Below are 23,945 nucleotides of genomic sequence, written 5' to 3' on the forward strand. Positions count from 1 at the left end.
GCCTCACAGATAGCTATAGAACAGGCCGTCCAGCAGCCGGGTCCAGCCGCTGACCAGCACAAACAGCAGGATCTTCAGCGGCAGCGAGACCGTCATCGGCGACACCATCTGCATCCCCAGCGCCAGCAACACGTTGGAGACGATCAGATCCATCACCAGGAAGGGAATAAAGATCAGAAAGCCGATCTTGAAACCGTTTTGCAGTTCCGACAGCACAAACGCCGGGATCACCAGCAGCGGGCTTTGCGGCGTCAGCGACTGCGCCATCTCTTTCGGCCACATGCGCGCGCCGTTCTCCTGCAGGTGGGTCAGAATATCCGGGTCGGTATTGCGCGTCATAAACGCCTTCAGCGGCTCGGCGCCGTTGCCGAAGGTGTACTCCAGCCGCTCCATATTGCTGAAGTCGAGCGGCATCGCCTTGAGCCGCTGGCTCATATCGTTAAACACCGGCGCCATGACAAACAGCGTCGCGGCGAGGGCGATGCCGTACAGCGCCATATTGGGCGGCACCTGCTGCACGCCCATCGCGTTGCGCGTCAGCAGCAGCACCATGGAAATCTTGAGAAAACAGGTGCAGACGATCATCAGCATCGGCACCAGCGACAGCGCACCGAGAAACAGCGCCAGCATCATCGGATTAAGCGACTGCGCATCCATACCTCAGTGCCCCTGTCCCAGCGGATTGACGCCGCCCGGCAGCATATGGGTAATCTGCAGCCCCAGCCGCCCTTCCACATCCACCAGCTCGCCTTTCGCCAGCGGGTAGTCGCCGTGACACAGCAGCGCTTCGCCGGGCTGGACGTGCTCCACCATAATGGTGGCGCCCGGCGCCAGCCGCTGCAGATCGCCCACCGTCAGGTGCAGATGCCCACAGCGCACGGTCAGCGCCAGCGGTAGAGGATCGAGCGTTACGCCGGCCGGCTCTGAATCGGCACTCCATTCCACGCTGCTCTCGTCCTGTACGTCGCTCTCTGTCTCGTTATCGTTGTAGGGAAATGTCACGGATGTTGTCTCCAGATCGGTAAGATAAAAACCAGTGCTTCGCCCTTCCGCACCGACCAGTTCGCCCTGGGCGCGGAAATGTGCGAAGCGCAGCGTCCCCGCGCCGTGCGGGGTGAAAGTGTTTTCGCGCGGCAGCAGCACATCGTCAGGCCGCAGGCGCGCCAGTTCGGCGAGGGATAAGCTCAGCGCGCCGACGCAGAACGGCAGGGTCAGCGGCAGCGCCGCCAGCGCATCGTGCGGTTCACCCTGCCAGCCCGGCGCCGCCAGCAGGTCGGATAACACCTCGGGCGCCGCCGTCAGCGCGCTCTGCGCCCGTAGCTCGCCCAGCGTCACCGTCAGCCGCACGCTGAGCGCACCGGCGGGCGGCTCGCCGTCGGCGGCGCTCAGCTCACCGAACAGCGCACGAAGCGGCGCGCTCAGCCCGTGGCTGAACAGCGGCCAGTACCAGAGGCGATCCTCATCGTTGTCCGCCGGCAGCGACGGACAGTCGGACAGCAGCCCGCAGACGCCTTCCGCCTCGCTCAGCCACAGCGGGCCGGCCGCACAGCGCAGCGCCGTGCCCGCAGCCCGCGGCTCGCCGGCGTCCAGGCCGATACGCAGTTCGCCGGCGCTGTCGCCCAGTTGAAAAGGCAGACGCAGCCCGTGGCCGATAAGGCCGCGCGTCCGGGCCTCGGCGGCGCTCTGCCGCCGCAGCCGCAGCGGCGTACTCATGCCCACTCCCCCCGCTGTTCAAAGCGCAGGCGCACCCGGCACGCCAGACGGCGACGCAGCGAGTGGCGACAGCGCTCCTCATGCGCCGCCAGCGCGTCCAGCGCCGCCGGCGCAAAACGCAGCGCAATGTCCCAGCCGCCCGCCGGCAGCGCCTGCAGCCGGGCGTCCACATCCCCCAGGCGCGGCAGCAGCAGCGTGACGGAGACCGGGCCAGCCGGCGGATTGACCAGCGCCCGATCCAGCTCATTTTCCAGCGGCTGCCACAGCGCCATCGGCGCGCCGGCGCCGCTGCTTGCCGGCGTTGCCGTCGGATGCGGCGTGGCGGCGGCGTGCGGCGCAACCTGCAGCGCGCCGGGCAAGGACGCCTCATCGCGATCCATCAGCATGCTGAACAGGTTGCCGTCCGGCGTCGCCGCGGAGCTCTCTTCATCCCGCCTGGCGGCGGGCAGCCCGGCAAGCGCCGGACGTTCGGCCGCCGCGCGTCCGCGTTCAGGCGTACGCGCGGGGCTTTTCCCCGCCGGGCGTTCCTTACGCAGCGGATGATGGTCGTCGCCGGCCGGCGCGTGCCCGCTATGCGGCTGACGCGCCGCCGCTTCCTGACGCCGCTGCGCCGCCGGGCGCTGCGGCTCCGGTTCCCGTTGTTTGGCGCGCTCGCGGGCAGCGCGGTGTTCCTGCAGCGTCGGGGAGATCATGGCGCCTCCTCCTGTTCCCGCAGCAGACACTCCAGCTTCTCCAGCTCGCGCTGGCGGCGGCGCGTCTCGGCCTGCGCCGCCTGCAGTTTCTGCTGCTGCTCTTCGCTGCGCCGCTGGCTGGCCAGCAGCTGCTGCTGACCCGTCTCCACCGCCGCCGCCGCGCTGCGTTCGCCATCAAGCCCGTGCTGCAGACGCTCCAGCGGCTGCCGGCCCAGATAGCGTCGGTCAAACTGTTCCCGCCGCTGCTGATAATCCTGCCGCGTTGCCGCCAGCTGGCTCTGCGTCTGCTGCAGCTGCCGCCGGCAGGCGCTGAGCTGCTGCTCCTCCCGCCGCTGGCGGCGCTCGCTGCGCTGCAGACGCTGACGGCGGATCGGCAGCATCAGCGCCAGCGCCTGGCCGAGCGCCCGATCGCCTTCGTCCGGCTGCGGCTCATGATCAATGTTGCTGTTCCGGCGCATAGCCGCTTACCTCCGTCAGTTGCTGTAAAGTCTCTTCCCAGGCGCAGGGGGCGCGCGTCTCCTGGCGTAAAAAACCGTTAATGGCGCCCTGCGCCTCCACCGCAGCGTCGGTCATCGCGTCGTGCCCCGGCTCGTACTCCCCCAGCCGGATCAGCATCTCCACCTGCTGCCAGGCCGACATCAGGCGGCGCAGCCGGGTGGCGTCGGTAAGCTGCTCCCGCTCCGCCACGTTGCTCATGGTGCGGCTGAGGCTGGCCAGCACGTCGATGGCCGGATAGTGGCCGCGCTCCGCCAGCCGGCGGGTCAGCACAATATGGCCGTCGATCAGCGAGCGCACTTCGTCCGCCACCGGGTCATTCATCGAATCCGCTTCAATCAGCACCGAATACAGGGCGGTGATGCTGCCCGTCATGGTCTGCCCCGCCCGCTCCAGCAGCCCCGGCAGCAGGGTATACACCGACGGCGGTAGCCCGCCGCGCCCCGGCGGCTCCCCCAGCGCCAGGCCGATTTCGCGCTGGGCGCGGGCGAAGCGGGTCAGCGAGTCGAGGATCAGCAGCACGCTTTTCCCCTGCGCGCGGAACGCTTCGGCAATCGCCGTGGCGGTAAAGGCCGCGCGGGCGCGCTCCATGCTGCTGCGATCCGAGGTGGCGCACACCAGCACCGTGCGGCTGCGCAGCGCCTCATCCAGCTCATGGTCGAGAAACTCGCGCAGCTCGCGGCCGCGCTCGCCGATCAGGCCGAAAACGATGGCGTCGCAGGGGGTATTGCGCGCCAACTCCGCCAGCAGCGTGGTTTTGCCGCAGCCGGCGCCGGCAAACACGCCGACCCGCTGGCCGACGCCGAGGGTCAACAGACCGTCGATGGCGCGCACGCCGGTCGGCAACGCCTGGGCAATGCGCGGACGCGCGGTCGGCGGCGGCGCGTCGCTCACCACCGGCACGGTATCAACGCCCGTCCCCGGCAGCGCAAAGGCGCCGACGCTCTGTTCATCCAGCGGCCGGCCGAAGCCGTCCAGCACGCTGCCGAGCAGCGCCTCGGACACGCTGATGCTGTGCGGCAGCCACAGCGGCGTCACCCGCGCGCCGCGGGCGATGCCGTCCAGCGGCCCCAGCGCCGACAGCAGCGTGTGCTGCGGGTTAAAACCCACCACCTCCGCCAGCACGCTCTCCTGCTCACCGCGCGTGATGCGGCACAGATCGCCGATGCGCGCGCGCGGCAGGCTGCACTCCAGCAGGATGCCGCTGATGCCGGTCACCCGGCCGTAGGCCGTCACCGCGTCCGCCGCCTGCAGGCGTCGCCGCTGACGATCGGCCCAGGCGGCGATCCCGCCGGCGATCTCCGTCATCACCATTTCACCGTCAGCGGATCGCGACCGCTGAATTCGATCCGATCGTCGGTGATCGCCGCCAGCCGCAGGCCGGCGACCTCATCGCCGATAAACACCCGCTGGCCGTCGTCCGTGACGATATTGGCCCGCTGGCCGGTGGTGACCTGCACGATGCGAAACGGCAGTTTCTTCTCCTGCGGCCGCACCGCACTTTTCACCGGCGCCGCCGCGCCGTAGTGCGCGTAAAAGCGCGCCATCATGCGTTCAAACACCGCCATCTGCGGCTTGCTTAATTCGCCGCTCAGCAGCAGGCCGTCGCCCTGCTTGCTGATGCGGATCTGTTTGATCAGTTCGCGCTCTCGCAGCTGCTGCTGCAGCGGCGCACGCAGCTCTTCCACGCTGTTCCAGCTGGCGGTGCGCCCCTCGCCGGCGGAGGTCTGCGCCATCGTCGGCTGCAGGATCCAGCTGGCGACCGTAATGCTCAGCAGCAGAAACAGCCCGAGCACCAGGCCGCGCATCGCGCCGGACAGCCGGCGACGGGCGGCCGGCGGCGGCGCAGGGCTGGCCTCAGCCGGCGCGGGCAGCGCCGCCGCCTCGTGCCACGGCGTTTCAGCGCGCGCCACGCACAGCCAGACGTCGGCCAGCTGGAACGGCGTATCCGCCTCCAGCGTCCAGGTTTCCTGCGAGGCCGGCTCCGTGCTCAGCCGCCAGACCCCGTCGTCGCAGCCGAGGAGGTAACTCAGGCCGGCCAGATCCACGCCGTCGAGGCGCAGATCGGCCTGCGGATCGCCGCCGATGCGCCACGACGCGCCGCTGAGGGGCAAGGCGGCGCCGCAGTGATAGCCGGACAGTACGCGCAGCTCAAACATCCGTTAATCCTCCCAGGGGGTGAGTGAATAGAAGGCCGGATCGACGTCGAGACGCCCCAGCACCTGAACCGCCAGCGCCGGCTCCAGCTCGGCGAAAGAGAGCACCGGCACCGCGTGGAAACGCTCCTGAATCAGCGCCCGCAGCGGCCCGCGCAGATCCTGCGCCGCCAGCAGCACCGCCTGTTTGTCCTGACCCGGCGCGTAGGCCTGCTTCACCTCCTGATGAATCAGCTGGATCTGCTGCTGGCTCAGGGCGAAGAAGATGTCGTTCTGGGTCTGGCGCAGGCTGTCGCGCAGCGCCTCTTCCAGCTCCGGCGTCAGCAGCCAGGCGTGGATGCCGTCCGGCTGGCCGTACTGGTGGCACAGGTGGGTTTTCAGCGTGATGCGCACCTGCTCCGTCAGCAGGTTGACGTCCCGCTCGTGCTGGCCGTGTTCGATCAGCGCCTCGCCGATGGCGCGGACGGAGCGCAGCGGAATGCGCTCCGCCACCAATTTCTGCAGCACGCCGGAAAAACGCGTCAGCGGCATCACCCGCTGCAGCTCCTGCGCCAGCTCCGGCTGTTCGGCATCCAGCCAGCTCATCAGCGCCCGCGTCTCCTGAAGGCCGATAAAGTGCGGGCTGCTGGCGTGGATGGCGTCTTCCATACGCGTCAGCAGCAGCTCGCCGGCGCTGTGACGCGTCAGATCCTCACGCGCCAGCAGCGGATGCTCCGCCGTCAGCCACAGATAATCCTCTTCGCCGCGCGCCTCATCGCCGGGGACGGCGCCTGCGCGCTCCGCCTCGCTCAGGCTCTCCAACTGCCGCACGTCCAGCGCCGTTAGCGCGCTGTCGAAGGTGCCGACCACTTTCGGGATCTCGTACACCGAGAAACGGAACTCATCGACCGGCTGCTTATCGGTAAATTCGATGTCAAACGCCGGCAGGGTGAAGCCAAAGTGGTAAACGATGCGGTTGCGCAGCCGGCGGATCTCCTGCACCAGATCCAGCGTCTCCGCCGCGCCGCGGCGCGAGGTGTGGAACTGGATCAGCCAGGGACGCGTCGGGTTGAACTGGCGCAGATCCTCGCGGCCGTTCAGCTCCGGCGGGATCACTTCGTTTTCGATCTGCGGCTTCGCCAGCAGCATTTCCTGCCGCGCGCGCCACACCTGAAAACCGCCGCCGCCGAGGGTGATCAGCGCCAGCAGCGAGAACACCACGCCCGGCATGCCGGGCACCAGCGCAAAGCCGATCATCCCCATCGACGCCAGGATCCACGCCTTGGGCTGGCTGGTGAGCTGCTCGGCGATCTCGCGGCCGACGTTCGGCGTTTCCGTGCTGTCGCTCTCCGAAGAGACGCGGGTAATGATCATGCCGGCGGTCAGGGAGATCAGCAGCGCCGGGATCTGGGCGATCAGGCCGTCGCCGATGGTCAGGATCGAGTAGGTATGCATCGCATCGCCGGGCGCCATATCCAGCTGCAGCACGCCGATGCTGAAGCCGCCGATCAGGTTGATGCACAGAATCACCAGCCCGGCGATGGCGTCGCCTTTGACAAACTTCATCGCCCCGTCCATCGCGCCGAACAGCTGGCTCTCTTTCGCCAGCTCGTTGCGGCGGTTGCGCGCCTGGTGCACGTCAATCAGTCCGGCGCGCAGATCGCTGTCGATCGACATCTGTTTGCCCGGCATGGCGTCCAGCGTGAAGCGCGCCGCCACCTCCGCCACGCGCTCCGATCCTTTGGTGATCACCAGAAAGTTCACCACCGTCAGGATCAGGAACATCACCATCCCCACCGCCAGGTTGCCGCCCACCACGAAGTTGCCGAACGCTTCAACGATATGGCCGGCGTCCTGCTGGATCAGGATCTGGCGGGTCACCGAGATCGACAGCGCCAGCCGGAACATGGTGGTCAGCAGCAGCACCGCCGGAAAGGTGGAGAACGCCAGCGGCTTGGGCAGGTACATCGCCAGTACGATCAGCAGCGAGGAGAGGCAGATATTGACGGCGATCAGCATGTCGATCAGCCCCAGCGGCAGCGGGACGATCAGCATAAACACCAGCGCCAGGGCAAACGCCGCGCCGACGATCTCCGAACGCTGCATCGCGCTGATGGCAATTTTATTGAGGATGGCAAATAGGCTGTTCATCACGTTCCCTTAGCGCTTCGACTCGCGTCTGGCCTGCCGACGTTCGTCCTTCAGCAGTGCCGTATTGTGGTTTTCCAGCAGCTTCAGCGCCGTCTGGCGCCCGTCCTTGATTTTCCACAGCCCGATCGGCAGATCGCGCACCAGCGGCAGCACGCCGTTAAAGAAAATGGAGAGATGACGCGGCTGCGCATCGGGCACCACGTCGTCCCCGAGCTGGCTGAAGTCCTGTTGAAAAGCGCCGTTGTGGCAGATATGCAGCAACCGCCGCGCCAGCTCCACGTGATCCATGTCGCCCAGCGCCATTTTGCCCGCCATGCGATCCAGCAGTGTCCGGCTCTCTTCCAGGGTGTGATTGACCTGACCGGCCTCGAACAGCCCGGTCTGAATATGGCGCAGCGCGCCGGCGCCGATCGACGAGGCCAGCGCGGCGATATCGTCGGCCAGCGCGCGCTGCAGCGTGCGCAGTCCGGTGGTAAAGTCCTGCGGCGCAAAATGCCCCAGCAGCAGATCCACCATCGCCATCGCCGACTGCTGATGCACGATGCTGTCGTAATAAAGGGTGCGCAGGCTCTGTTTGTGCTGCGGATTGTCGGTCAGCTCGGCGATCGCCCCGGCGATATTCAGCCCGGCCCGCAGCCGCTCGCCATGGTGTTGCTCCAGCGCCTCCAGATGCTGCTCCACCGTCTGGCGCAGCTCTTCATCGCCGTCGCTGCGCGCCTCGCGCTCCATCACCCGCAGCAGCAGGTCGCAGCGCGCCGGGTCATCGTCCAGCATGGCGAGCAGTTCGTCGGTTTCCGCCTTACGCTTTAAGGCGTCGCGCAGCCGCTGCAGCGACGCCTGCTGACGCCCGGCATCGCGCGCATCCAGCAGCGCGTACATTTTGTGCAGTTCAACTTTATTCAGCAGGTGGCGGTGGCGCACGTGGTGCTGGTTCAGGCGGCGCTGCTCGGCCTTCTTCTTGCTTTCCGCCTTTTCGCCAAACATCAGTCCGGCTTCTTCCTTGATATCGTCGGCGCTGGCCGCGCCCGCGGCGACATAGCCGGCGGCCTTGCCGCCGCTTTTATTCTGTCCGACCTCTCCCTGCTTCATCAGGGCGCGCAGCGGGTTTGGCGTAAACGCCAGGCTGGAGGATTTCAACATTGCCGGTTCCTCATCAAGATGACCCTCTTTCTGTGGCGCCGGCCGGCTTCAGGTTCCGAAAAAAATAAAAGAATTGAGTTATTGGAAATTCAAATAATAACCAAATGAAATTAGTGCCAATCCTTGCACAACTATTTTTGTTTTTTTGCGGCTTTTTTCTCAGAACATTCTGAACACAAAAATAAAGGCAAATAAAAACAACACACTATTTACGAAATAAGAGTGGCACAGCGCTTGCTATTTAACAGTGAACTCACTGAGATTTTATTTAAGGAGAAATAAAAATGATGAATTCATTCACTGCCAGCGCAATGCCGACCAACGCCATAGATATACCCGTGGACTGGGAAGGTATTTTCAAGCAATCGAACAAAAAGCTGATTAATTTCATTCGAAGGAGAGTCGCCAGTACGGAGGATGTGGAAGATATCGCGCAGATGACCTGCCTGGAAGTGCTGCGCAACCGGCATAAATTTACCGGCGCCTCACTGCCGGAAACCTGGATGTTCGGCATCGCCATCAACCTGATCCGCAACCACTACAAGCGTCAGCAGCACCGTTATCTGTTTGATACGCTGAATGATGAGGTGCTGGAAAATCTGCTGCATGACGACGATCCGAGCGCGCTGACCGAGCATCAACGGCTGCTCACCACCGCCCTGACCTCGATTGACCGGCTGCCGGAAGAAATTAAACGTATGCTGACGATTTTAATCGGCGATGACGGCAGCTATCAGGATATCGCCCAGCAGCTGAATATCCCGATCGGCACCGTGCGCTCCCGTCTGTCGCGCGCCAGAGAAACGCTGAAAAACCAGGTATTCCGCTGATTGTCGCCGACGCGCCAGGGAAAATAGCCGGTAAAAATAACGTTCAAATAAAAATAATGAAAATCCGAACTAAAATAAATAACCGCCGCGCGCCGTAAAAAACGGCGTAAACGAAGAAACCAGTCCTATTTTTTCAGAAAATGCTACGTTACTCTGCGGTTAATACACGGCATTAGCCGCGCTGGCGCCATGACGGCAACGGCGCGATAACAAGGAGATGATCTATTGCAGCGTTTTTTCCACTGGCTCGATCCCTCGCTGACGGCAACGGAATCCTTATCGTCCATTGCGCTCAACCGCATTCACGACGCTATTTACCTGCTCGATCAGGATTTAACCATAAAATACGTCAATGAACGCGCCTGTAACCTGATGGGATACAGCAAAAAAGCGCTGCTCAGCAGCAATTTTGCCGCCATTGCCCCTGAACTGGCGGACGGCGATGTCGCCGCGCTGTGGTGGAAGCTGACGATGCGCCCGGAAGGCATCACCTTTACCTCCCAGCACCAGCATCGCAACGGCGAGATCATCGCCGTCCAGGTCAGCTCCAGCCGCTATCAGCACGGCGGCCGGCCGCATGCGCTGTGCATCGTCAGCGATGTCCGCGAGCTGAAGAAAAAGGAGGCGATTCAGCATCTGCGGGAGAAGCAGTTCCGCGCGCTGGTCGAGAACTCGCCGGATATGGTGGCGCGCTTCGATCTCTCCTTCCGCTGTATTTACGTCAATCCGCGCGTGCTGAGCTGGTTTAACCGCAGCGAAAGCCAGATCTTCGGCTGGAAGCTGACCGAAAGCGTGCCGCACCATAACGCCGGCATGGAGCTGCTGCGCCTGATCGCCCATACCATGAGCAGCTCCACCCCTACCGACGGCGAGATCGCGCTGGATCATCAGAGCCAGCAGCGCGTGCTGCACGTGCGCAGCGTGCCGGAGTTTAATCTGGAGGGCGAACTGGAGAGCGTGCTGGCCATCGGCCGCGATATCACCGGCATCCGGCTGGCGGAGAAAGAGCTGCGCGACGCCCACCAGCAGCTGCGCCTGCTGGCGCGCAATCAGGAAGCGCGGCGCGAGGCGGAACGCAAATACCTGGCCAGCGAGATCCATGACGAGCTGGGCCAGCACCTGACCTCGCTGCGGGTCGGACTGTCGCTGATCCGCATGCAGTCGCCGGAAAATAACGCCGCCGTCCATCTGCAGGTGGAAAACCTGATGCGTCTGGTGGACAGCACCATTCAGGTGGTGCGCGACGTCTCCACCCGGCTGCGGCCGAATATGCTCAATATGGGGCTGCTGCCGGCGCTGGAGTGGCTGCGCGATGAGTTTAACCGCCAGCAGAAGTGCCGCTGCATTCTGATCGCCACCACGGAGAAAAAGCTGCAGCTGGACGACTCCAGCACCACCGCCGCCTTCCGCGTGGTGCAGGAGTCGCTGACCAACGTCACCCGCCATGCCAAGGCCAGCAGCGTCTATATCTTTGTGCGCCAGCGCGGCGAGAAGCTGGAGATCGAAGTGGTGGACAACGGCCGCGGCTTTGACCAGCAGCGCGTGCGCTCCAACGCCTGGGGACTGCCGGGGATGAAGGAGCGGGCGGAAATGCTGCAGGGCTGGCTGACCATCGACAGCAAACCGGGCGAAGGCACCCGCGTACGGCTCAACTTCCCGCTCAACCGACAAAATCTTGATAAATAATAAAGCGAGAAAGACATGACCCAGCCAATACGTTTAATGATTGCCGAAGATCACGCCATTATGCGCGAAGGCCTGAAGCAGCTGTTCCTGCTGGATGCCGGCATCAAGGTGGTCGCCGAAGCCGCGGACGGCGGCCGGGTGCTGGAACGGCTGCGCGCCGGCGACGTCGATCTGCTGCTGCTGGATATTTCCATGCCGGGGATCAGCGGCGAAGATCTGATCAACCGCATCAGCAGCCAGCACCCCGATCTGAAGATCCTGGTGCTCAGCATGTTTAATGAGCCGCAGATCGCCCAGCGCATGCTGGAACACGGCGCGCTGGGCTATATCACCAAGGATCGCAACCCGGAGGCGCTGCTGAACGCCATCCGCAGCGTCGCCGGCGGCGCGCGCTATATCGACCATGAGCTGGCGCAGAAGATCGTCTTCGCCCAGTATCAGAGCAACAGCGCGCCCCACGAGAACCTGACCCTGCGCGAACGGCAGATAATGATTATGCTGGCCCACGGCGAGTCGATTAACGCCATCGCCGACACCCTGGCCATCAGCAATAAAACCGTCAGCACCTATAAATCGCGGTTGATGAAAAAGATGGGCTTCAGCGCCAATGCCGATATCGTCAAGTACGCCATCAGCCATAACCTGGTGCAGTAAGGCGGGACGGGAAAAAAATAAGGCACGCCGTCGCCGGCGTGCCTTGGTCATTGACTACCTCAGGCTCAGAGCCCTTCCGCCTGTCGCAGCGGCGGCGTAAAGCGGCGCAGCCGCAGCGCGTTGCTCACCACGAATACGCTGGATAACGCCATGGCGCTGGCGGCGAACACCGGCGACAGCAGCATGCCGTTCAGCGGATACAGAACGCCCGCCGCCACCGGAATCAACGCCACGTTATAGGCGAAGGCCCAGAACAGGTTCTGTTTGATATTCACCAGCGTGGCTTTCGACAGCGCAATCGCGCTGGAAACGCCGCCCAGATCGCCGGACATCAGCACCACGTCGGCAGCCTCGATGGCAATATCCGTGCCGGTGCCGATGGCGATGCCCACGTGCGCGGCGGCCAGCGCCGGCGCATCGTTGATGCCGTCACCGACGTAGGCCACCGGCCCATATTCGGCGGCCAGACGCTCAATGGCCGCAACTTTACCGTCCGGCAGCACTTCGGCCACCACCTCATCAATCCCCAGCTGACGGGCAATCGCCTGCGCGGTGCGGCGGTTGTCGCCGGTGACCATCGCCACCTTCAGCCCCAATTCGTGCAGCGCCTTAATCGCCGGCAGGGTGGTGTCCTTAATCGGGTCGGCCACCGCAATCATCGCCGCCAGCCGGCCGTCGATGGCGACGTACAGCGGCGTTTTGCCCTCGTCGCCCAGTCGCTCGGCGTCTGTCGCCATCTGCGCCACGTCCAGCCCCAGCTGCTGCATATAGCGATCCGCGCCCACCGCGATGGTCATCCCTTCGATATCGGCGTTCACGCCAAAGCCGGTGACCGACTCAAAGCGGGTGATGGTCGACAGCGGCAGGTTTTCATGCTGCGCGGCATCGACAATGGCGCGGGCGATCGGGTGCTCCGATTTGTCCTCCACCGTCGCCACCAGCCCCAGCACCTGCGCGCGTTCAAAACCGGGCGCCAGCACCAGATCGGTCAGCTCCGGGCGGCCTTTGGTCAGGGTGCCGGTTTTATCCACCGCCACCACCGCCGCATCACGCAGCGACTGCAGCGCCTCCCCTTTGCGGAACAGCACGCCCAGCTGCGCCGCGCGCCCGGTGCCCACCATGATGGAGGTCGGCGTCGCCAGCCCCATGGCGCACGGACAGGCGATAATCAGCACCACTACCGCATTCACCAGCGCAAACGACAACGCCGGCGACGGCCCGAAGAACAGCCAGACCAGGAACGTCAGCAGCGCCACGCTCATCACCGCCGGTACAAACCACATGGTGATGCGGTCCACCAGCGCCTGGATCGGCAGCTTGGCGCCCTGCGCCTGCTCCACCATGCGGATAATCTGCGCCAGCATGGTGTCGCTGCCGACTTTGGTCGCCTTAAACGTCAGCGCGCCGTTCTGGTTGACCGTGCCGCCGACCACTTCGGCGCCGCTTTTTTTCTCAACCGGCACCGGCTCGCCGCTGATCATCGACTCATCGACAAAGCTTTCGCCCTCCAGCACTTCACCGTCCACCGGGATGCGCTCGCCGGGGCGAACTTCAATAATGTCCTCACGTTTGACCTCGGCGATATCCACCTCCGCCGCCTTGCCGTCGCGCAGCACGCGGGCGGTTTTGGCCTGCAGCCCCACCAGCCGCTTGATGGCCTCCGAGGTATTGCCCTTGGCGCGGGCTTCAAAGTAGCGTCCGAGCAGAATCAGCGCGACGATCACCGCGGCGGCTTCATAGTAAACGTTGACCGTGCCGGCCGGCAGCCACTGCGGCGCAAAGGTGGCCACCAGCGAATAGCCGTAGGCGGCGCTGACCCCGGTCGCCACCAGCGAGTTCATATCGGGCGCGCCGCGCAGCAGGGCCGGAATGCCTTTCTGGAAAAAGCGCAGCCCGGGGCCGAACAGTACGATCGAGGTCAGCACAAACTGCAGGTACCAGCTGTTCTGCGTGCCAATGGTGCGATCGATAAAGGCATGCATGCCCGGCACCAGATGCGAGCCCATCTCCAGCACGAACACCGGCAGCGCGAAGCAAACGGCCACCAGCAACGCCTTTTTCAACGAACTCAGTTCCGCCGCCTGACGCACCGCCTGATCGGCGGTATCGCTCTTATCGGCGGCGATCAGCTGCGCCTCATAGCCCGCCTGCGCGACGGCGGCGATCAGCGCCTGGGGATCCACCCCGGCGGCGGCCTGCACCTGCGCGCGTTCGGTGGCCAGGTTAACCGTAGCCTGCTCGACGCCGCTGACCGCGGCCAGCGCGCGTTCAACCCGGCCCACGCACGAGGCGCAGGTCATGCCGGTCACCGACAGGTTGATGGTTTCCTGCTCTACCGTATAGCCCGCGTCATTCACCGCCTTCACCGCCGCCGCCACGTCGGGCGCGCCGCTGAAGGTGACGAATGCGCGCTCGGTCGCCAGGTTAACGCTGGCATCGGCGACGCCGGGCACGGCCTTGAGCGCACGCTCCACGCGCCCCACGCACGAGGCGCAGGTCATGCCGACGACGGGGAAATCGATCGCGGCGGACTCACCGGATCGGGATGGCGTCAAATGGGTGCTCATAACAAACTCCTCCTACTACAGCGCCCCGCCATACCGCAGGGCGCTCCTTTTGCTGTTCAGTCTGACTCGACGCTGGCGTGGAAACCGGCCGCGGCCAGATCGGCCATCAGTTCGGCGCCGTCAGCGCGGCTGGCGATCGTCACCCGCTTGGTTGCCGGGTCGGCATCGACCTGCGCCTGCGGGTCCCGCGCCTTGATGGTTTTGGCGATCGAAGCGGCGCAGCCGCCGCACTTCATCGTCGGAATATGCAGCTGTAAATGGTTCATAAATGGCTCCTTGCGTAAGTTGGACTCCATCGTCAACCTTGACCTAACGTCAAGGTCAATCCTTTTTTGCAAAGTATTTCTTTTTTTATTTGATGCGGCGGCACCACAGAAAAAACGGCGCCGCGCGGGGGATGGCGTAACCAAACGCTTTGTTATCCGGCCGCTGTGACACGGCGGCCGGTGTTATGGCATGGATTAAACGTCAGCGGGCGTTATGCCGCCGTTATTGCCCGTTTCCCAAGGCAATAATAGCATCTCTCACCCGGGGCAAGGCGCTTTCTATCTGTTCCGGCAGCACGGCGCACACGGCGGCTCGGAACCACCATTCGGCGCGCGCCATGCCAAAATAGCTGAACGGCACGACCGCCAGGCCGGCATGGTCAATCAGATAGCGGCTCACGTCCTCGGGCGTGCGCAGCACCTGACCCGCCGGCGTCACCCTGCCCGCCAGGTTAAACTGCATCGACAGGTAGATGCCGCCCATCGGCGCCATGGCGTCTACCGGTAGCCCTTCCGCCTTCATCCGCTGTATGCCGGTATGCAGCAGCTGCAGCGAGTTAAAGATCTGGCCCTTAAAGGTCGCCAGATGATCCTGCAGCAGCGCGTGATCATGCAGCAGCGCCGCCATGGCCAGCTGCTCCGCCTTTGGCGCGATCGCGCCGATATGCTCGATCATCAGCTTCATCTTATCAATGACGTCCGCCGGCCCCATGCCCCAGCCCACCCGCAGCCCCGTCGCGGCGAAGGCTTTAGAACCGCCGTCCACCACGATGGTGTACGCTTTCAGCTCCGGCCGGAGCTGCACCGGCTGATAGTGCGGCAATGCCTGATAGCTCAGCATCCAGTAGACCTGGTCAAACACAATGTACAGCGGCTTCTGCCGGCCGCGCCGCCGCCGGTTTTCCGCCGCCACCAGATCGCAAATCTCCTCCAGCGCCTGCCGGGAGAACATGGTGCCCACCGGGTTTTGCGGTGAGCACAGGGCGATGACCCGCGCCTCCCGCAGATAGGGCAAGAAATCCTGCGCCGTCGGCAGGAACTGATTTTCCGCCGTGGTTTCCACCGCCACGCCTTTGGCGCCGCACAGGGTCGCATAATACATATTGTTCCAGGAGGGCGCGGGATAAACCACCGTGTCGCCGGGGTCAGCCACGGCCAACAGCGCCAGGTACAGTAAAGGGCGCGCGCCGCCGGAAATAATAATTTCACTCGCCGGATCGTACTCAACGTCGAAGCTGCGTTTGCACAGGCCGGCGATCGCCTCGCGCAGCGGCAGTACGCCTTCCAGCGGCGGGTAATCATGCTGATTATCCGCGTAGGCCTGATAAATGGCCTGGCGCAGAACGCCGGGCAGCGGGAAACGCGCCGGATCAAAATCACCGATAATCAGGTCGCAGATCCGCCGGCCGTCGTCAATCTGCCGCTGTACATAGGACGCCAGCTTGATAATGCCGGAGTAGTCCAGCTCCACCGCCAGGCGCGACAGGCGCGGCGCGGCGGCGTCGCGCGGACGGCCCTCCGCGGCGATATCCCCAGTCTGTGCCGGTTGGCTTAATATCTCATTCATAGAGGTGACCTTATATTCGCTATGTTGTGCTGCCAGTCAGGATGCAGGGGCTTATTCGGCATAGGCGGAAGACAGCGTGTGCAGCGCCTGATTCACCGCCGCCAGGGCAACGTCGATGTCTTCATCGCTGGTCGGCCAGCCCAGGCTGAAGCGCAGCGTGGCCTGCGCCAGCTCTTCCGACAGCCCCAGCTCGGTGAGCACGTGGCTGGGCGACAGGCTGCTGGATGAGCAGGCCGAGCCGGTACTGACCGACACGCTCTTTTTCAGCAGGCTAAGCAGCTTGGCGCCGTCGGTCTGTTTGAAAGAGATATTCGAGACGTGCGGCAAACGGGGGCAGCCGCGGCCGTTGATCTGCACGTTATCCCACTGCGCCAGCGCCTGTTCCAGCCGGTCGCGCTGGGCCTGCGCCTTGGCCATCGCCTGCGGCAGACGCTGAGCCGCCAGCTCCGCCGCCTTGCCAAAGCCGACGATGCCCGGCACATTCAGCGTGCCGCCGCGCATGCCCTGCTCGCTATTGCCGCCGGTGATCTGCGGATGCAGATCGACAATTTTTTTGCCGTTTTTCCGCCGCAGATATAACGCGCCGATGCCTTTCGGCCCATATATCTTGTGCGCGGAGCAGGTGAGAATATCGATCGGGCACTGCCGCACATCAATCGGGACTTTCCCCGCGGCCTGCGTGGCATCCGACATCAGCAGAATGTTGTGCCGCTCGGCGATGGCGGCGATCTCCGCGATCGGGTTCACCACCCCCAGCTCATTGTTGGCGTACATCACGCTGATCAGTATGGTTTCCGGCGTAATCAGCGCCTGCAGCGCATCGAGATCGAAGCTGCCGTCCGGCAGGGGCTTGATTAAAGACACCCGGGCGCCCTCACGCTCCAGCTCCTTCAGGGTTGCCAGCGTCGCGGGATGTTCTATCGAGGAGGAAATAATATGATTGCCGCCGGCGCGACAGGCCGCATAGACGCCGCGCAGCCCCAGATTATTACTTTCGGTGGCGCCGGAGGTAAAAATGATCTCGTTAGCCTGCGCATGAAGTAATTGCGCGATCTGTTCCCGGCTGCGCTCAACAGCCAAATGCGCTTTAAACCCCTGCTGACTGGAAATACTGGCGGCGTTGCCAAAATGCTGACAAAAAAACGGCAGCATCTCCGCCAGCACCAATTCATCGCAGGGCGTGGTCGCATTATAATCCAGATACAGCGGCATATTTTTAGGTTGCGGTTTATTTACGGACATCGACGTTTCCTTATTCAGTATCGGGTTAAACGATTACGCTTCTACCGCCACAAAATCGGCGCAGTGAGACGTCGAGTGAATGATGTAATCTTCATCATCAAATGATGACAGGAAGATATTGGTGATTTTTACCGCCCGGTTGCCAACCGATTTATTACGCAGGAAAAGTTTCATCGCCACGTCCGCGCCGTTGATCACTTTGTTGTAATCATCGGTTTCTGAAAAGTCGATAATATGCAGCGCATGGCTCTGCGGATGCAGTTTTGCCACCCGGTCATAAACGTCGCTGTAGTGCTGGGCCATAATCACCGGGCATTTTGCCGTCCATACGTCTTTCGCTTTCGACTCGGCGAGCAGTACCCGCTGCCCCTCTTCATTCACGAAAAATATCCTCGTCAGCGCCGCCGACTCTTCTATCTCCAGTTCCGGAAACGGCGTGGTTTTATGGCGCTCAAGAATGCGTTTTAGCGTCTGTATCCCCCGGTTCTTACAGGCCCTTTCGCCCTGTATCACCATCCGCTCCCGCTTGACGATTTTATACTGCGCCAAAATCGCCGCCAGCGCGTTGGGCAGTTCGCCGTGTTCCTCCGCGCCATCGCTATTCTCCGGCAGCTCCGGCGCTATCTCGCAGGATTCAACGCCGCATTGCAGCCCCAGATCGTCAATTAAGATGCCCAGCGATATCTTCAGGTCTTTCTTATGCCGGGCGATCGCGTTATTGGCAATATCCAACGCGTGGCGCAATGATTTCTGTGCAAACTCATTAACCGGATAACGGGGATCGTAATGGCCGCCTTCAAGATACATTACCGGTATTTTCGGCGTGTATTCATCCACCTCACGATGAATAATCGCCAGCGCCTTTTCTTCTATTTCATTTAATGTATGACCATTCAGTTTCATTACCTTGCCCTTAATAAATTTAACGACAAATTATTTAACGGCATGCGAACCGCCGTCGCTGAATAATATAGAGTCCCTATTAAAGCAATTTTCCAATTCACCAAATGAATGACTTATGTCATAGATATCATTGACATAGATGCCATGTCGTGAATGTAAGTCTTGGCTTCCCTTTCTACGCGCCAACGTAAACCTTCCCCCTAGTGGAAGGTCAACAGGTTTAATCTTGCATAATCTGATATTATTAACCATTTGAAAAAAAAGGATATCTTATGTAAATAAGAATCAATTCCAAATAAATATGTGATCCAGGCCAAAATAAAAAATGATAGAAGCACCGAACATATAAACGCCTACCGGTGTAAAAGGTTAAATAAAACCGTCAGTTAGATTAATACGCATCACGCGCAGATTATTTTTCATCCTTTTATTAGGAATAGTCGTAATTTATTACGTCATATAGAAACATTATTGCCACGAAAAGCGGAATAACGATGTGGGGGAGACACCAGAGGAACTGAGCAGAATCAGACGGGAAAATAATCTGCGCGGCAGCCGGCGTAAACGTTTTGGCAAGCATCAACGGCGGGCAATAGCTTCGCCCGCCGCTACCAACGCTGAGAATCGGCCCGCTTAGCGGTTGTTAATGATCATCTGCACCGGATAGTGATCCGAGTATTGGTCGGTAAATGCATCCCGCAGCACCTTGACCTCCGCCACGTCGTTTTTCAGCGCCGGTGAGACATAAATGTAGTCATAGCGCAGCGGCGTTTTGGCCTGGTCGTAGAAGATTTTCGTCGGCGCGGTGGCGACGAACGTATTCGGATACTTCAGCTTCAGCACGTCAATAAAGCCGCGCGACAAAATATTTTGCTGCACGGTGTAGTCCATCTTGCCGTTCACCAGATTGTGCAGCACCGGTCGTTTGGCCTCTTTGTCCTGCAGATCTTTCACTATCTCGCTTTCGTTATAGCCGCTTTTATCCAGCGGTGAGAACGAGTTGAGGTCGCCGGCGATGATCCATTTGCCGTCCGGATCCGCGCCGTATTTGATGGAATCCAGAATCAGGTTCATCTCATCAATCCGCTGCGAGGTGCGGAACGGGTTCATATGGGTGACGACAAAGTGATAGCGGCCCACGTCGGCAAACAGCGCGCCGTGCCAGAGGTTATCCACCACCTTGTGCACGTTGACGATCGGGTATTTAGAGGTGATCGCCGTCGGGAAAAATTCATCGTCACCCACCACCTTCGGCTCTTTCAGCAGCACCGCATAGCGGTGGCCATAGCTCTGGGCGAAGGCTTCCAGCGTTTCGCGGGTAAAGTGGTTCATCTCCTGCCAGGCGATAATATCGGCATCCTGCTGCCTGGCCCATTCGGCAAACTTCTGTTTCCCCTTCGAGGTGTCGGACTTCATGCCCCAGTAGGCGTTATAGCTGATAATTTTCAGCTGCGGCCGCTGCTCCAGCGTCTGCGCGGCATGCACCGACAGCGCACCGCAGAGTAAACCCAATGCCACCGCCGTGCTGATTACCTTCCTCATGTTACGCTCCTTGTTGTTATATTAAATCACCAGATTCGTCACGATCTGTCTATGCTCCGCCATCAGAGCCGGCGCTTAGCTTTCACTTATATATATCACGCCAACTCATTCTGTTTTGTGATGAGCACTACTCTTGCCGCGCTCCTGCCGCCGCATCCAGCCGCATAAAATCAACAAACGCCCGCATCTGCGGCGTCATAAACCCGTTGCGCGGGTAATACAGGTGGAACCCCGCCACCGGTTTACACCACTGCGGCAGCACCCGCACCAGCGTACCCCGGCGCAGCGCCGGCGCCACGCACTGCGATTCCAGCAGCGCCAACCCCGCCCCCTGCTCGGCGGCGGCCAGCAGCAGATCGATATCGTTGACCGTCAGGGCGGGCGCGATATCCACCTCAACGCTCTCGCCGGCGCGGCTGAGGCGCCAGCGATACTGGGCGCCGTTGCCGCTCCAGCGGTAGTTGATGCAGCGGTGGCGGCCAAGTTCCTCCGGCGTCGCCGGCGGCGGCTGCGTCTGAAAACAGCTCGGCGCAGCGACGACCACCATCTGCAGCTCCGCCGTCAGCCTGACCGCAATCATATCCCTCGGCACCCGATCGCCGGCGCGAATACCGGCGTCGAACCCTGCCGCGACAATATCCTGCAGATTGTCATCCAGCAGCAGCTCCAGCTGAATATCCGGATAGCGCGCCATAAAGCGTTCGATCGCCGGCACCATCACCAGATGGCCGGCCAGGCGCGGCATGCTGATGCGCAGCGTGCCGCGCGGCGTCAGCTGCGCTTCTCCCGCCCCCTGCACCGCGCTTTCCAGCGCCGCCATCGCCGGTTCCAGCTGCGCCATCAGCCGTGCGCCGGCCTCCGTCGGCGCGACGCTGCGCGTGGTGCGGTTAAACAGCCGGACGTGCAGCCGCTGCTCCAGCGCGCGAATCGCATGGCTCGCCGCCGATGGCGACAGCCCCAGTCGCTGCGCCGCCCGGCGGAAACTTCGCTCTTTCGCCACCGCCATAAAGACGGCCAGCTCGGCATAATCGGCCCCTTTCATACTGTTGTGTCCTATTCATCAGTTCATGCGAATTATAGGGTATTAATTCACCTTTACGCCTGCGACACAATAAACGCCTCAGCTATCAGAGGAGATAACCATTTATGAACACAATGCGACGTTGGGAAATGAGCGGCTTCGGACGCCAGGCGCTGGCGCTGCAAACGGCGGCGCTGCCCCGCCCCGCAGAGGATGAGGTGCTGGTGCAGGTGATGTCGGTCGCCCTGAACCACCGCGATAATTGGGTGATCGACAGCGGCCGCGGCCTGCCGCTGCGCTTTCCGTTTACCCCCGGTTCCGATCTCTCGGGCCGCGTGGTGGCGGCCGGCAGCCGGGTCAGCCGCTTTGCGCCGGGGGATGAGGTGATTTCGGTCTTTGCGCCGGAGTGGCTGGACGGCGCGCGCCCCGGCAACGCACGCGAGCTGGCCTACCGCACCCTGGGCGGCTTTTACCCCGGCGTACTGGCGGAATATGTGGCGATGAAGGCAGACTGGCTGGTAGCGAAACCCGCCTCGCTCAGCCATGACGCCGCCAGCACGCTGCCCTGTGCGGCGCTGACCGCCTGGTTTGCGCTGGTGGAGCGCGGCAAACTGCAGCCGGGGGAAAGCGTGCTGATCGAAGGCAGCGGCGGCGTGGCGCTGTTCGGCCTGCAAATCGCCAATATGCTGGGCGCCCGCGCCCTTGTCGCCACCAGCGCCGGCAAAATGGCGGCGGTAAAACAGCTGGGCGCCGATGCGGTGATCGATCGCAACGCAGAAGGCATGGTCGACGCCGTTTTGCAGCTGACCGCCGATCGCGGCGTGGATCATGTGCTCGAACTGGCGGGCGGCGCGCACCTGGGGCAGGCGGCGGCGATGTGCGCCATCGGCGGGAAAATCCACCTGATCGGCGCGCTGGAAGGCTTTACCGTATCGTCGCCGCTGGAGCCGATTCTGTTTAAGGATCTGGCGATTTACGGCATCGGCACCGGCCACCGCCGGGCATTAAGTGAGATGTGCGCCGCCTTCGACGCCGGCGGCCTCACGCCGGTGATCGACAGCGTCTATCCGCTGGAAGAGCTGCCGCTGGCGCTGGCGCGTCTGGAGAGCGGCGCCTTCGGTAAAGTGGTGGTCAGAATCAGCGAGGCGGCGTAGGCCGCTCGTATTTCACCGCTCTGCCGCCTGAGGAAAAAAGCCGGCTGCGTCTAACCCTTAAACATCAGCCGTAGACAAAGCCGTCGCGTGGCAGAGGAAGCGCAGCCCTGATTCTGCGCTTCCTCTGTTTTATTTCTAGGTAAATTCCCAATTAATAATACAACTTACAATAAAGAGTAATAGCGCATACTCCTTTTTAATGAGTAATAAATCCTATATGTCATACTTAATAGAATTATGATAAATATAAAAATAAGAAATACCCAAAAAAAAGATCACATTTCGGACAAAATAAAATAAGAACATCCAAATGGATATAAAAAATTTAAAAACCACAAAATGTTAAAAAAATAACATAAAAAACAAAAAAGCACGGAAAATCACAAGATAAAAAACCACAAAACAGAAAAAACAAGGAATTATAAACCAAAGAAAATATTGCCATAAGTGAAATAATCAAGCGGGAAACCATTCTTCAAACATCAAAAAATGGATTATTCAACGCATTAATAAATAAAGAAAAAACATAAAAACAAAATTATTTCACAAAGAAAAAAAACCTCCAGACAACAAAACAGGCGAAAACGTATAAAGTTGCAAGGATAAATCCTAGCCAATATAATCTCGCTTATTCGGGAGGCAGGTAAAATCCCAACAGCAACACAAAAAAGAAACACAAATAAACATTGTGAATACATAGAAAGAAATAAATCGTAGGACAAATACGAATAACGCTTCTATCACTATAGTAGTACCTAGGAAAAATCTAATTCATCAGTCGATAATTAGATCCGCTATACAACGTCGTTAAGAAAAACGACGCAGGGAACTTGTGCCTATCAGTCAGGAATGAACGCTGATGCGCTGCCACAAATAAATATCTCTATCGCCTCTGACGGGCAGCGGGATATTTATCTGTGGGAGTGCCAACCCGCCGCGGTTAGCACATTTATAAAAAGGAAAGGAAGTTAACAATGAAATTATCACACGTCTCGCTGGCCGCTCTGATGGCCGCCGCTACTCTGTCTTTCGGCGCAAACGCTGCTGCTTACGAAGGTAACTCCGGTAAAGTTACTTTCCACGGCCAGGTTGTAGATTCCCCATGTAACCTGGCCCCAGGCCAGGACGGTATGGACGTTAAGGTTGATTTCGGTCAGCTGTCTCAGTCTCAGCTGAACAACAACCAAACCACCGCTCAGACTTTTGAACTGAAACTGCAGAACTGCGGCCTGGCGGACGGTGCGGGTGGCAAGAAAACCGCTGAAATCACCTTCAACAGCGCCGACCAGATCTCTGGTAAAAACCTGCTGAAAACCAACGGCCTGGCTACCGGCCTGGCTATCGGCATCACCGACATTACCTTCGGTACTCCAGCGGCTATCGCCGGCCTGGTTGACGGCGACAACACCCTGGTTTACACCGCGGTTGCTCAGAAAGCCGACGTTGCTACCGACGTTACCCCGGGTGACTTCAGCGCATCAACCAACTTCCTGATTAGCTACAAGTAATAATCAGGCAGAGCCGGAGGGCACGGTCTCCCCTCCGGCTCGCTTAAATGGGGGATCCTATGCAACGCTGGCTGGGAAGTTTGTTACTGCTGCTCGCCGCATCCGACGGCTATGCCGATGTGTTGGCCCTCAGTAGGCAGGATAACGGTTACCTCCTGCCGCTGCGCGGGCGGGCAACGCTCAGCGGCACGGTTCTGGCTGCAGGATGCGCCATTACCTTGGATACCCCATCCCAATTGCTGTATGTCGACCCGCAGCCATTAAATAACGGTCAGCGAACGCTCAATTATCCTTTATCCATTCGTTTCGATAATTGCACGCTATCGGGACAAAGCAGTGAATATGCAGAAGATAAAGCGATTAAAATCAGCTTTAAAAATAAATCAGCACCAGGGAATATTTTTATTATTAAAAATGCGGAAAACAAAACGCTAACCAGCGGAGAAGATTACCCGGTCTATTATCGCCAGGCAGAACGACACAGCGCCCAACCGGCAACCGCCACCTACCTTCTGGAACTGACGCCGAAGGCGCCCCCCTATTACGCCGTATTAGGGCTGAAGATGCGCTACGAGTAGCGTCAGGCGGGCGCTTAAGGGAAACGTAACGCCCGTATCAGAAAATCGTTAATGCCTGCGCATTCGTCGTATCGCCCGCTGTTAACGCGATCACAACGCCC

21 protein-coding genes are annotated in these 23,945 nt (G+C 60.9%); 6 read left to right on the plus strand and 15 right to left on the minus strand.

What is annotated here, in order from left to right:
* Positions 1–3 precede the first annotated feature (3 nt).
* The 8 genes from sctR to sctW are packed head-to-tail and all read right to left on the minus strand — an operon-like array spanning position 4 to position 8,326.
* Complete coding sequence (gene sctR / locus I6G83_RS03465) at positions 4–657, minus strand: type III secretion system export apparatus subunit SctR (RefSeq protein WP_054307037.1); 654 nt, start codon at positions 655–657, stop codon at positions 4–6.
* Positions 658–660: 3 nt separating this feature from the next.
* Positions 661–1,713 (minus strand): type III secretion system cytoplasmic ring protein SctQ, encoded by a 1,053-nt coding sequence (gene sctQ, locus I6G83_RS03470; RefSeq protein WP_054307036.1) that lies wholly within the window; start codon positions 1,711–1,713, stop codon positions 661–663.
* Complete coding sequence (locus I6G83_RS03475) at positions 1,710–2,405, minus strand: type III secretion system HrpP C-terminal domain-containing protein (RefSeq protein ID WP_054307035.1); 696 nt, start codon at positions 2,403–2,405, stop codon at positions 1,710–1,712. Before I6G83_RS03475 ends, sctQ begins: the two co-directional genes overlap by 4 nt.
* On the minus strand, positions 2,402–2,863 hold the full coding sequence (locus I6G83_RS03480) for a hypothetical protein (RefSeq protein ID WP_054307034.1): 462 nt from the start codon (positions 2,861–2,863) through the stop codon (positions 2,402–2,404). Before I6G83_RS03480 ends, I6G83_RS03475 begins: the two co-directional genes overlap by 4 nt.
* Complete coding sequence (gene sctN / locus I6G83_RS03485) at positions 2,841–4,208, minus strand: type III secretion system ATPase SctN (protein ID WP_371851013.1); 1,368 nt, start codon at positions 4,206–4,208, stop codon at positions 2,841–2,843. Before sctN ends, I6G83_RS03480 begins: the two co-directional genes overlap by 23 nt.
* Complete coding sequence (locus I6G83_RS03490) at positions 4,208–5,059, minus strand: EscD/YscD/HrpQ family type III secretion system periplasmic domain-containing protein (RefSeq protein WP_138111903.1); 852 nt, start codon at positions 5,057–5,059, stop codon at positions 4,208–4,210. The genes sctN and I6G83_RS03490 overlap by 1 nt, the downstream gene beginning before the upstream one ends.
* A gap of 3 nt (positions 5,060–5,062) precedes the next feature.
* Positions 5,063–7,186: a type III secretion system export apparatus subunit SctV gene (sctV, locus tag I6G83_RS03495; RefSeq protein WP_054306047.1), complete on the minus strand. Its 2,124-nt coding sequence runs from the start codon at positions 7,184–7,186 to the stop codon at positions 5,063–5,065.
* Between the two features lie 9 nt (positions 7,187–7,195).
* Positions 7,196–8,326, minus strand: coding sequence for a type III secretion system gatekeeper subunit SctW (gene sctW, locus I6G83_RS03500; RefSeq protein WP_054306046.1), 1,131 nt, complete (start codon positions 8,324–8,326; stop codon positions 7,196–7,198).
* Between the two features lie 284 nt (positions 8,327–8,610).
* On the opposite strand from sctW, the gene I6G83_RS03505 reads away from it, so the two are divergent.
* The 3 genes from I6G83_RS03505 to I6G83_RS03515 all read left to right on the plus strand — a co-directional run bounded on the left by I6G83_RS03505 (position 8,611) and on the right by I6G83_RS03515 (position 11,496).
* On the plus strand, positions 8,611–9,156 hold the full coding sequence (locus tag I6G83_RS03505; RefSeq protein WP_054306045.1) for an RNA polymerase sigma factor: 546 nt from the start codon (positions 8,611–8,613) through the stop codon (positions 9,154–9,156).
* A 225-nt stretch (positions 9,157–9,381) separates the two neighbouring features.
* Positions 9,382–10,842: a PAS domain-containing sensor histidine kinase gene (locus I6G83_RS03510; protein ID WP_054306044.1), complete on the plus strand. Its 1,461-nt coding sequence runs from the start codon at positions 9,382–9,384 to the stop codon at positions 10,840–10,842.
* A gap of 15 nt (positions 10,843–10,857) precedes the next feature.
* Positions 10,858–11,496 carry a response regulator gene (locus I6G83_RS03515; protein WP_015673962.1) on the plus strand — a complete coding sequence of 213 codons (639 nt, stop codon included), beginning with the start codon at positions 10,858–10,860 and terminating at the stop codon, positions 11,494–11,496.
* 65 nt (positions 11,497–11,561) lie between these two features.
* On the opposite strand, the gene I6G83_RS03520 is transcribed toward I6G83_RS03515, so the two are convergent.
* The 7 genes from I6G83_RS03520 to I6G83_RS03550 all read right to left on the minus strand — a co-directional run bounded on the left by I6G83_RS03520 (position 11,562) and on the right by I6G83_RS03550 (position 20,625).
* On the minus strand, positions 11,562–14,063 hold the full coding sequence (locus tag I6G83_RS03520; RefSeq protein WP_072186113.1) for a heavy metal translocating P-type ATPase: 2,502 nt from the start codon (positions 14,061–14,063) through the stop codon (positions 11,562–11,564).
* A gap of 56 nt (positions 14,064–14,119) precedes the next feature.
* Entirely contained in the window at positions 14,120–14,329 is a 210-nt protein-coding gene (locus I6G83_RS03525; protein ID WP_054306042.1) for a heavy-metal-associated domain-containing protein, read from the minus strand.
* 223 nt (positions 14,330–14,552) lie between these two features.
* Positions 14,553–15,896 carry a pyridoxal phosphate-dependent aminotransferase gene (locus I6G83_RS03530; protein WP_082798087.1) on the minus strand — a complete coding sequence of 448 codons (1,344 nt, stop codon included), beginning with the start codon at positions 15,894–15,896 and terminating at the stop codon, positions 14,553–14,555.
* A gap of 51 nt (positions 15,897–15,947) precedes the next feature.
* Positions 15,948–17,138, minus strand: coding sequence for a cysteine desulfurase family protein (locus I6G83_RS03535; protein WP_054306857.1), 1,191 nt, complete (start codon positions 17,136–17,138; stop codon positions 15,948–15,950).
* Between the two features lie 33 nt (positions 17,139–17,171).
* Entirely contained in the window at positions 17,172–18,041 is an 870-nt protein-coding gene (locus I6G83_RS03540; RefSeq protein ID WP_054306858.1) for a hypothetical protein, read from the minus strand.
* A gap of 633 nt (positions 18,042–18,674) precedes the next feature.
* Entirely contained in the window at positions 18,675–19,583 is a 909-nt protein-coding gene (locus I6G83_RS03545; RefSeq protein WP_054306859.1) for an endonuclease/exonuclease/phosphatase family protein, read from the minus strand.
* Positions 19,584–19,710: 127 nt separating this feature from the next.
* Positions 19,711–20,625, minus strand: coding sequence for a LysR family transcriptional regulator (locus I6G83_RS03550; protein ID WP_054306860.1), 915 nt, complete (start codon positions 20,623–20,625; stop codon positions 19,711–19,713).
* 104 nt (positions 20,626–20,729) lie between these two features.
* Here I6G83_RS03550 and I6G83_RS03555 point away from each other — a divergent pair, with 104 nt between their 5' ends.
* The 3 genes from I6G83_RS03555 (at position 20,730) to I6G83_RS03565 (ending at position 23,844) form a co-directional block, all read left to right on the plus strand.
* Positions 20,730–21,758, plus strand: a complete 1,029-nt coding sequence (locus I6G83_RS03555) for a zinc-dependent alcohol dehydrogenase family protein (protein WP_138111909.1) — start codon at positions 20,730–20,732, stop codon at positions 21,756–21,758.
* A gap of 974 nt (positions 21,759–22,732) precedes the next feature.
* A complete protein-coding gene (locus I6G83_RS03560) occupies positions 22,733–23,266 on the plus strand; it encodes a fimbrial protein (RefSeq protein WP_054306862.1) in 534 nt (177 codons plus the stop codon).
* 59 nt (positions 23,267–23,325) lie between these two features.
* Complete coding sequence (locus I6G83_RS03565; protein ID WP_138111912.1) at positions 23,326–23,844, plus strand: fimbrial protein; 519 nt, start codon at positions 23,326–23,328, stop codon at positions 23,842–23,844.
* Positions 23,845–23,945 lie beyond the last annotated feature (101 nt).

Origin of the sequence: Serratia rubidaea (assembly GCF_016026735.1) — a bacterium.
Classification (GTDB): Bacteria; Pseudomonadota; Gammaproteobacteria; order Enterobacterales; family Enterobacteriaceae; genus Serratia_B; species Serratia_B rubidaea.

Coding starts and splice junctions, on each gene's coding strand:
- sctR (WP_054307037.1), bottom strand. CDS start 657: ATGGATGCGCAGTCGCTTAATCCGATGATGCTGGCGCTGTTTCTCGGT.
- sctQ (WP_054307036.1), bottom strand. CDS start 1,713: ATGAGTACGCCGCTGCGGCTGCGGCGGCAGAGCGCCGCCGAGGCCCGG.
- I6G83_RS03475 (WP_054307035.1), bottom strand. CDS start 2,405: ATGATCTCCCCGACGCTGCAGGAACACCGCGCTGCCCGCGAGCGCGCC.
- I6G83_RS03480 (WP_054307034.1), bottom strand. CDS start 2,863: ATGCGCCGGAACAGCAACATTGATCATGAGCCGCAGCCGGACGAAGGC.
- sctN (WP_371851013.1), bottom strand. CDS start 4,208: ATGACGGAGATCGCCGGCGGGATCGCCGCCTGGGCCGATCGTCAGCGG.
- I6G83_RS03490 (WP_138111903.1), bottom strand. CDS start 5,059: ATGTTTGAGCTGCGCGTACTGTCCGGCTATCACTGCGGCGCCGCCTTG.
- sctV (WP_054306047.1), bottom strand. CDS start 7,186: ATGAACAGCCTATTTGCCATCCTCAATAAAATTGCCATCAGCGCGATG.
- sctW (WP_054306046.1), bottom strand. CDS start 8,326: ATGTTGAAATCCTCCAGCCTGGCGTTTACGCCAAACCCGCTGCGCGCC.
- I6G83_RS03505 (WP_054306045.1), top strand. CDS start 8,611: ATGATGAATTCATTCACTGCCAGCGCAATGCCGACCAACGCCATAGAT.
- I6G83_RS03515 (WP_015673962.1), top strand. CDS start 10,858: ATGACCCAGCCAATACGTTTAATGATTGCCGAAGATCACGCCATTATG.
- I6G83_RS03520 (WP_072186113.1), bottom strand. CDS start 14,063: ATGAGCACCCATTTGACGCCATCCCGATCCGGTGAGTCCGCCGCGATC.
- I6G83_RS03525 (WP_054306042.1), bottom strand. CDS start 14,329: ATGAACCATTTACAGCTGCATATTCCGACGATGAAGTGCGGCGGCTGC.
- I6G83_RS03530 (WP_082798087.1), bottom strand. CDS start 15,896: ATGAATGAGATATTAAGCCAACCGGCACAGACTGGGGATATCGCCGCG.
- I6G83_RS03535 (WP_054306857.1), bottom strand. CDS start 17,138: ATGTCCGTAAATAAACCGCAACCTAAAAATATGCCGCTGTATCTGGAT.
- I6G83_RS03540 (WP_054306858.1), bottom strand. CDS start 18,041: ATGAAACTGAATGGTCATACATTAAATGAAATAGAAGAAAAGGCGCTG.
- I6G83_RS03545 (WP_054306859.1), bottom strand. CDS start 19,583: ATGAGGAAGGTAATCAGCACGGCGGTGGCATTGGGTTTACTCTGCGGT.
- I6G83_RS03550 (WP_054306860.1), bottom strand. CDS start 20,625: ATGAAAGGGGCCGATTATGCCGAGCTGGCCGTCTTTATGGCGGTGGCG.
- I6G83_RS03555 (WP_138111909.1), top strand. CDS start 20,730: ATGAACACAATGCGACGTTGGGAAATGAGCGGCTTCGGACGCCAGGCG.
- I6G83_RS03560 (WP_054306862.1), top strand. CDS start 22,733: ATGAAATTATCACACGTCTCGCTGGCCGCTCTGATGGCCGCCGCTACT.
- I6G83_RS03565 (WP_138111912.1), top strand. CDS start 23,326: ATGCAACGCTGGCTGGGAAGTTTGTTACTGCTGCTCGCCGCATCCGAC.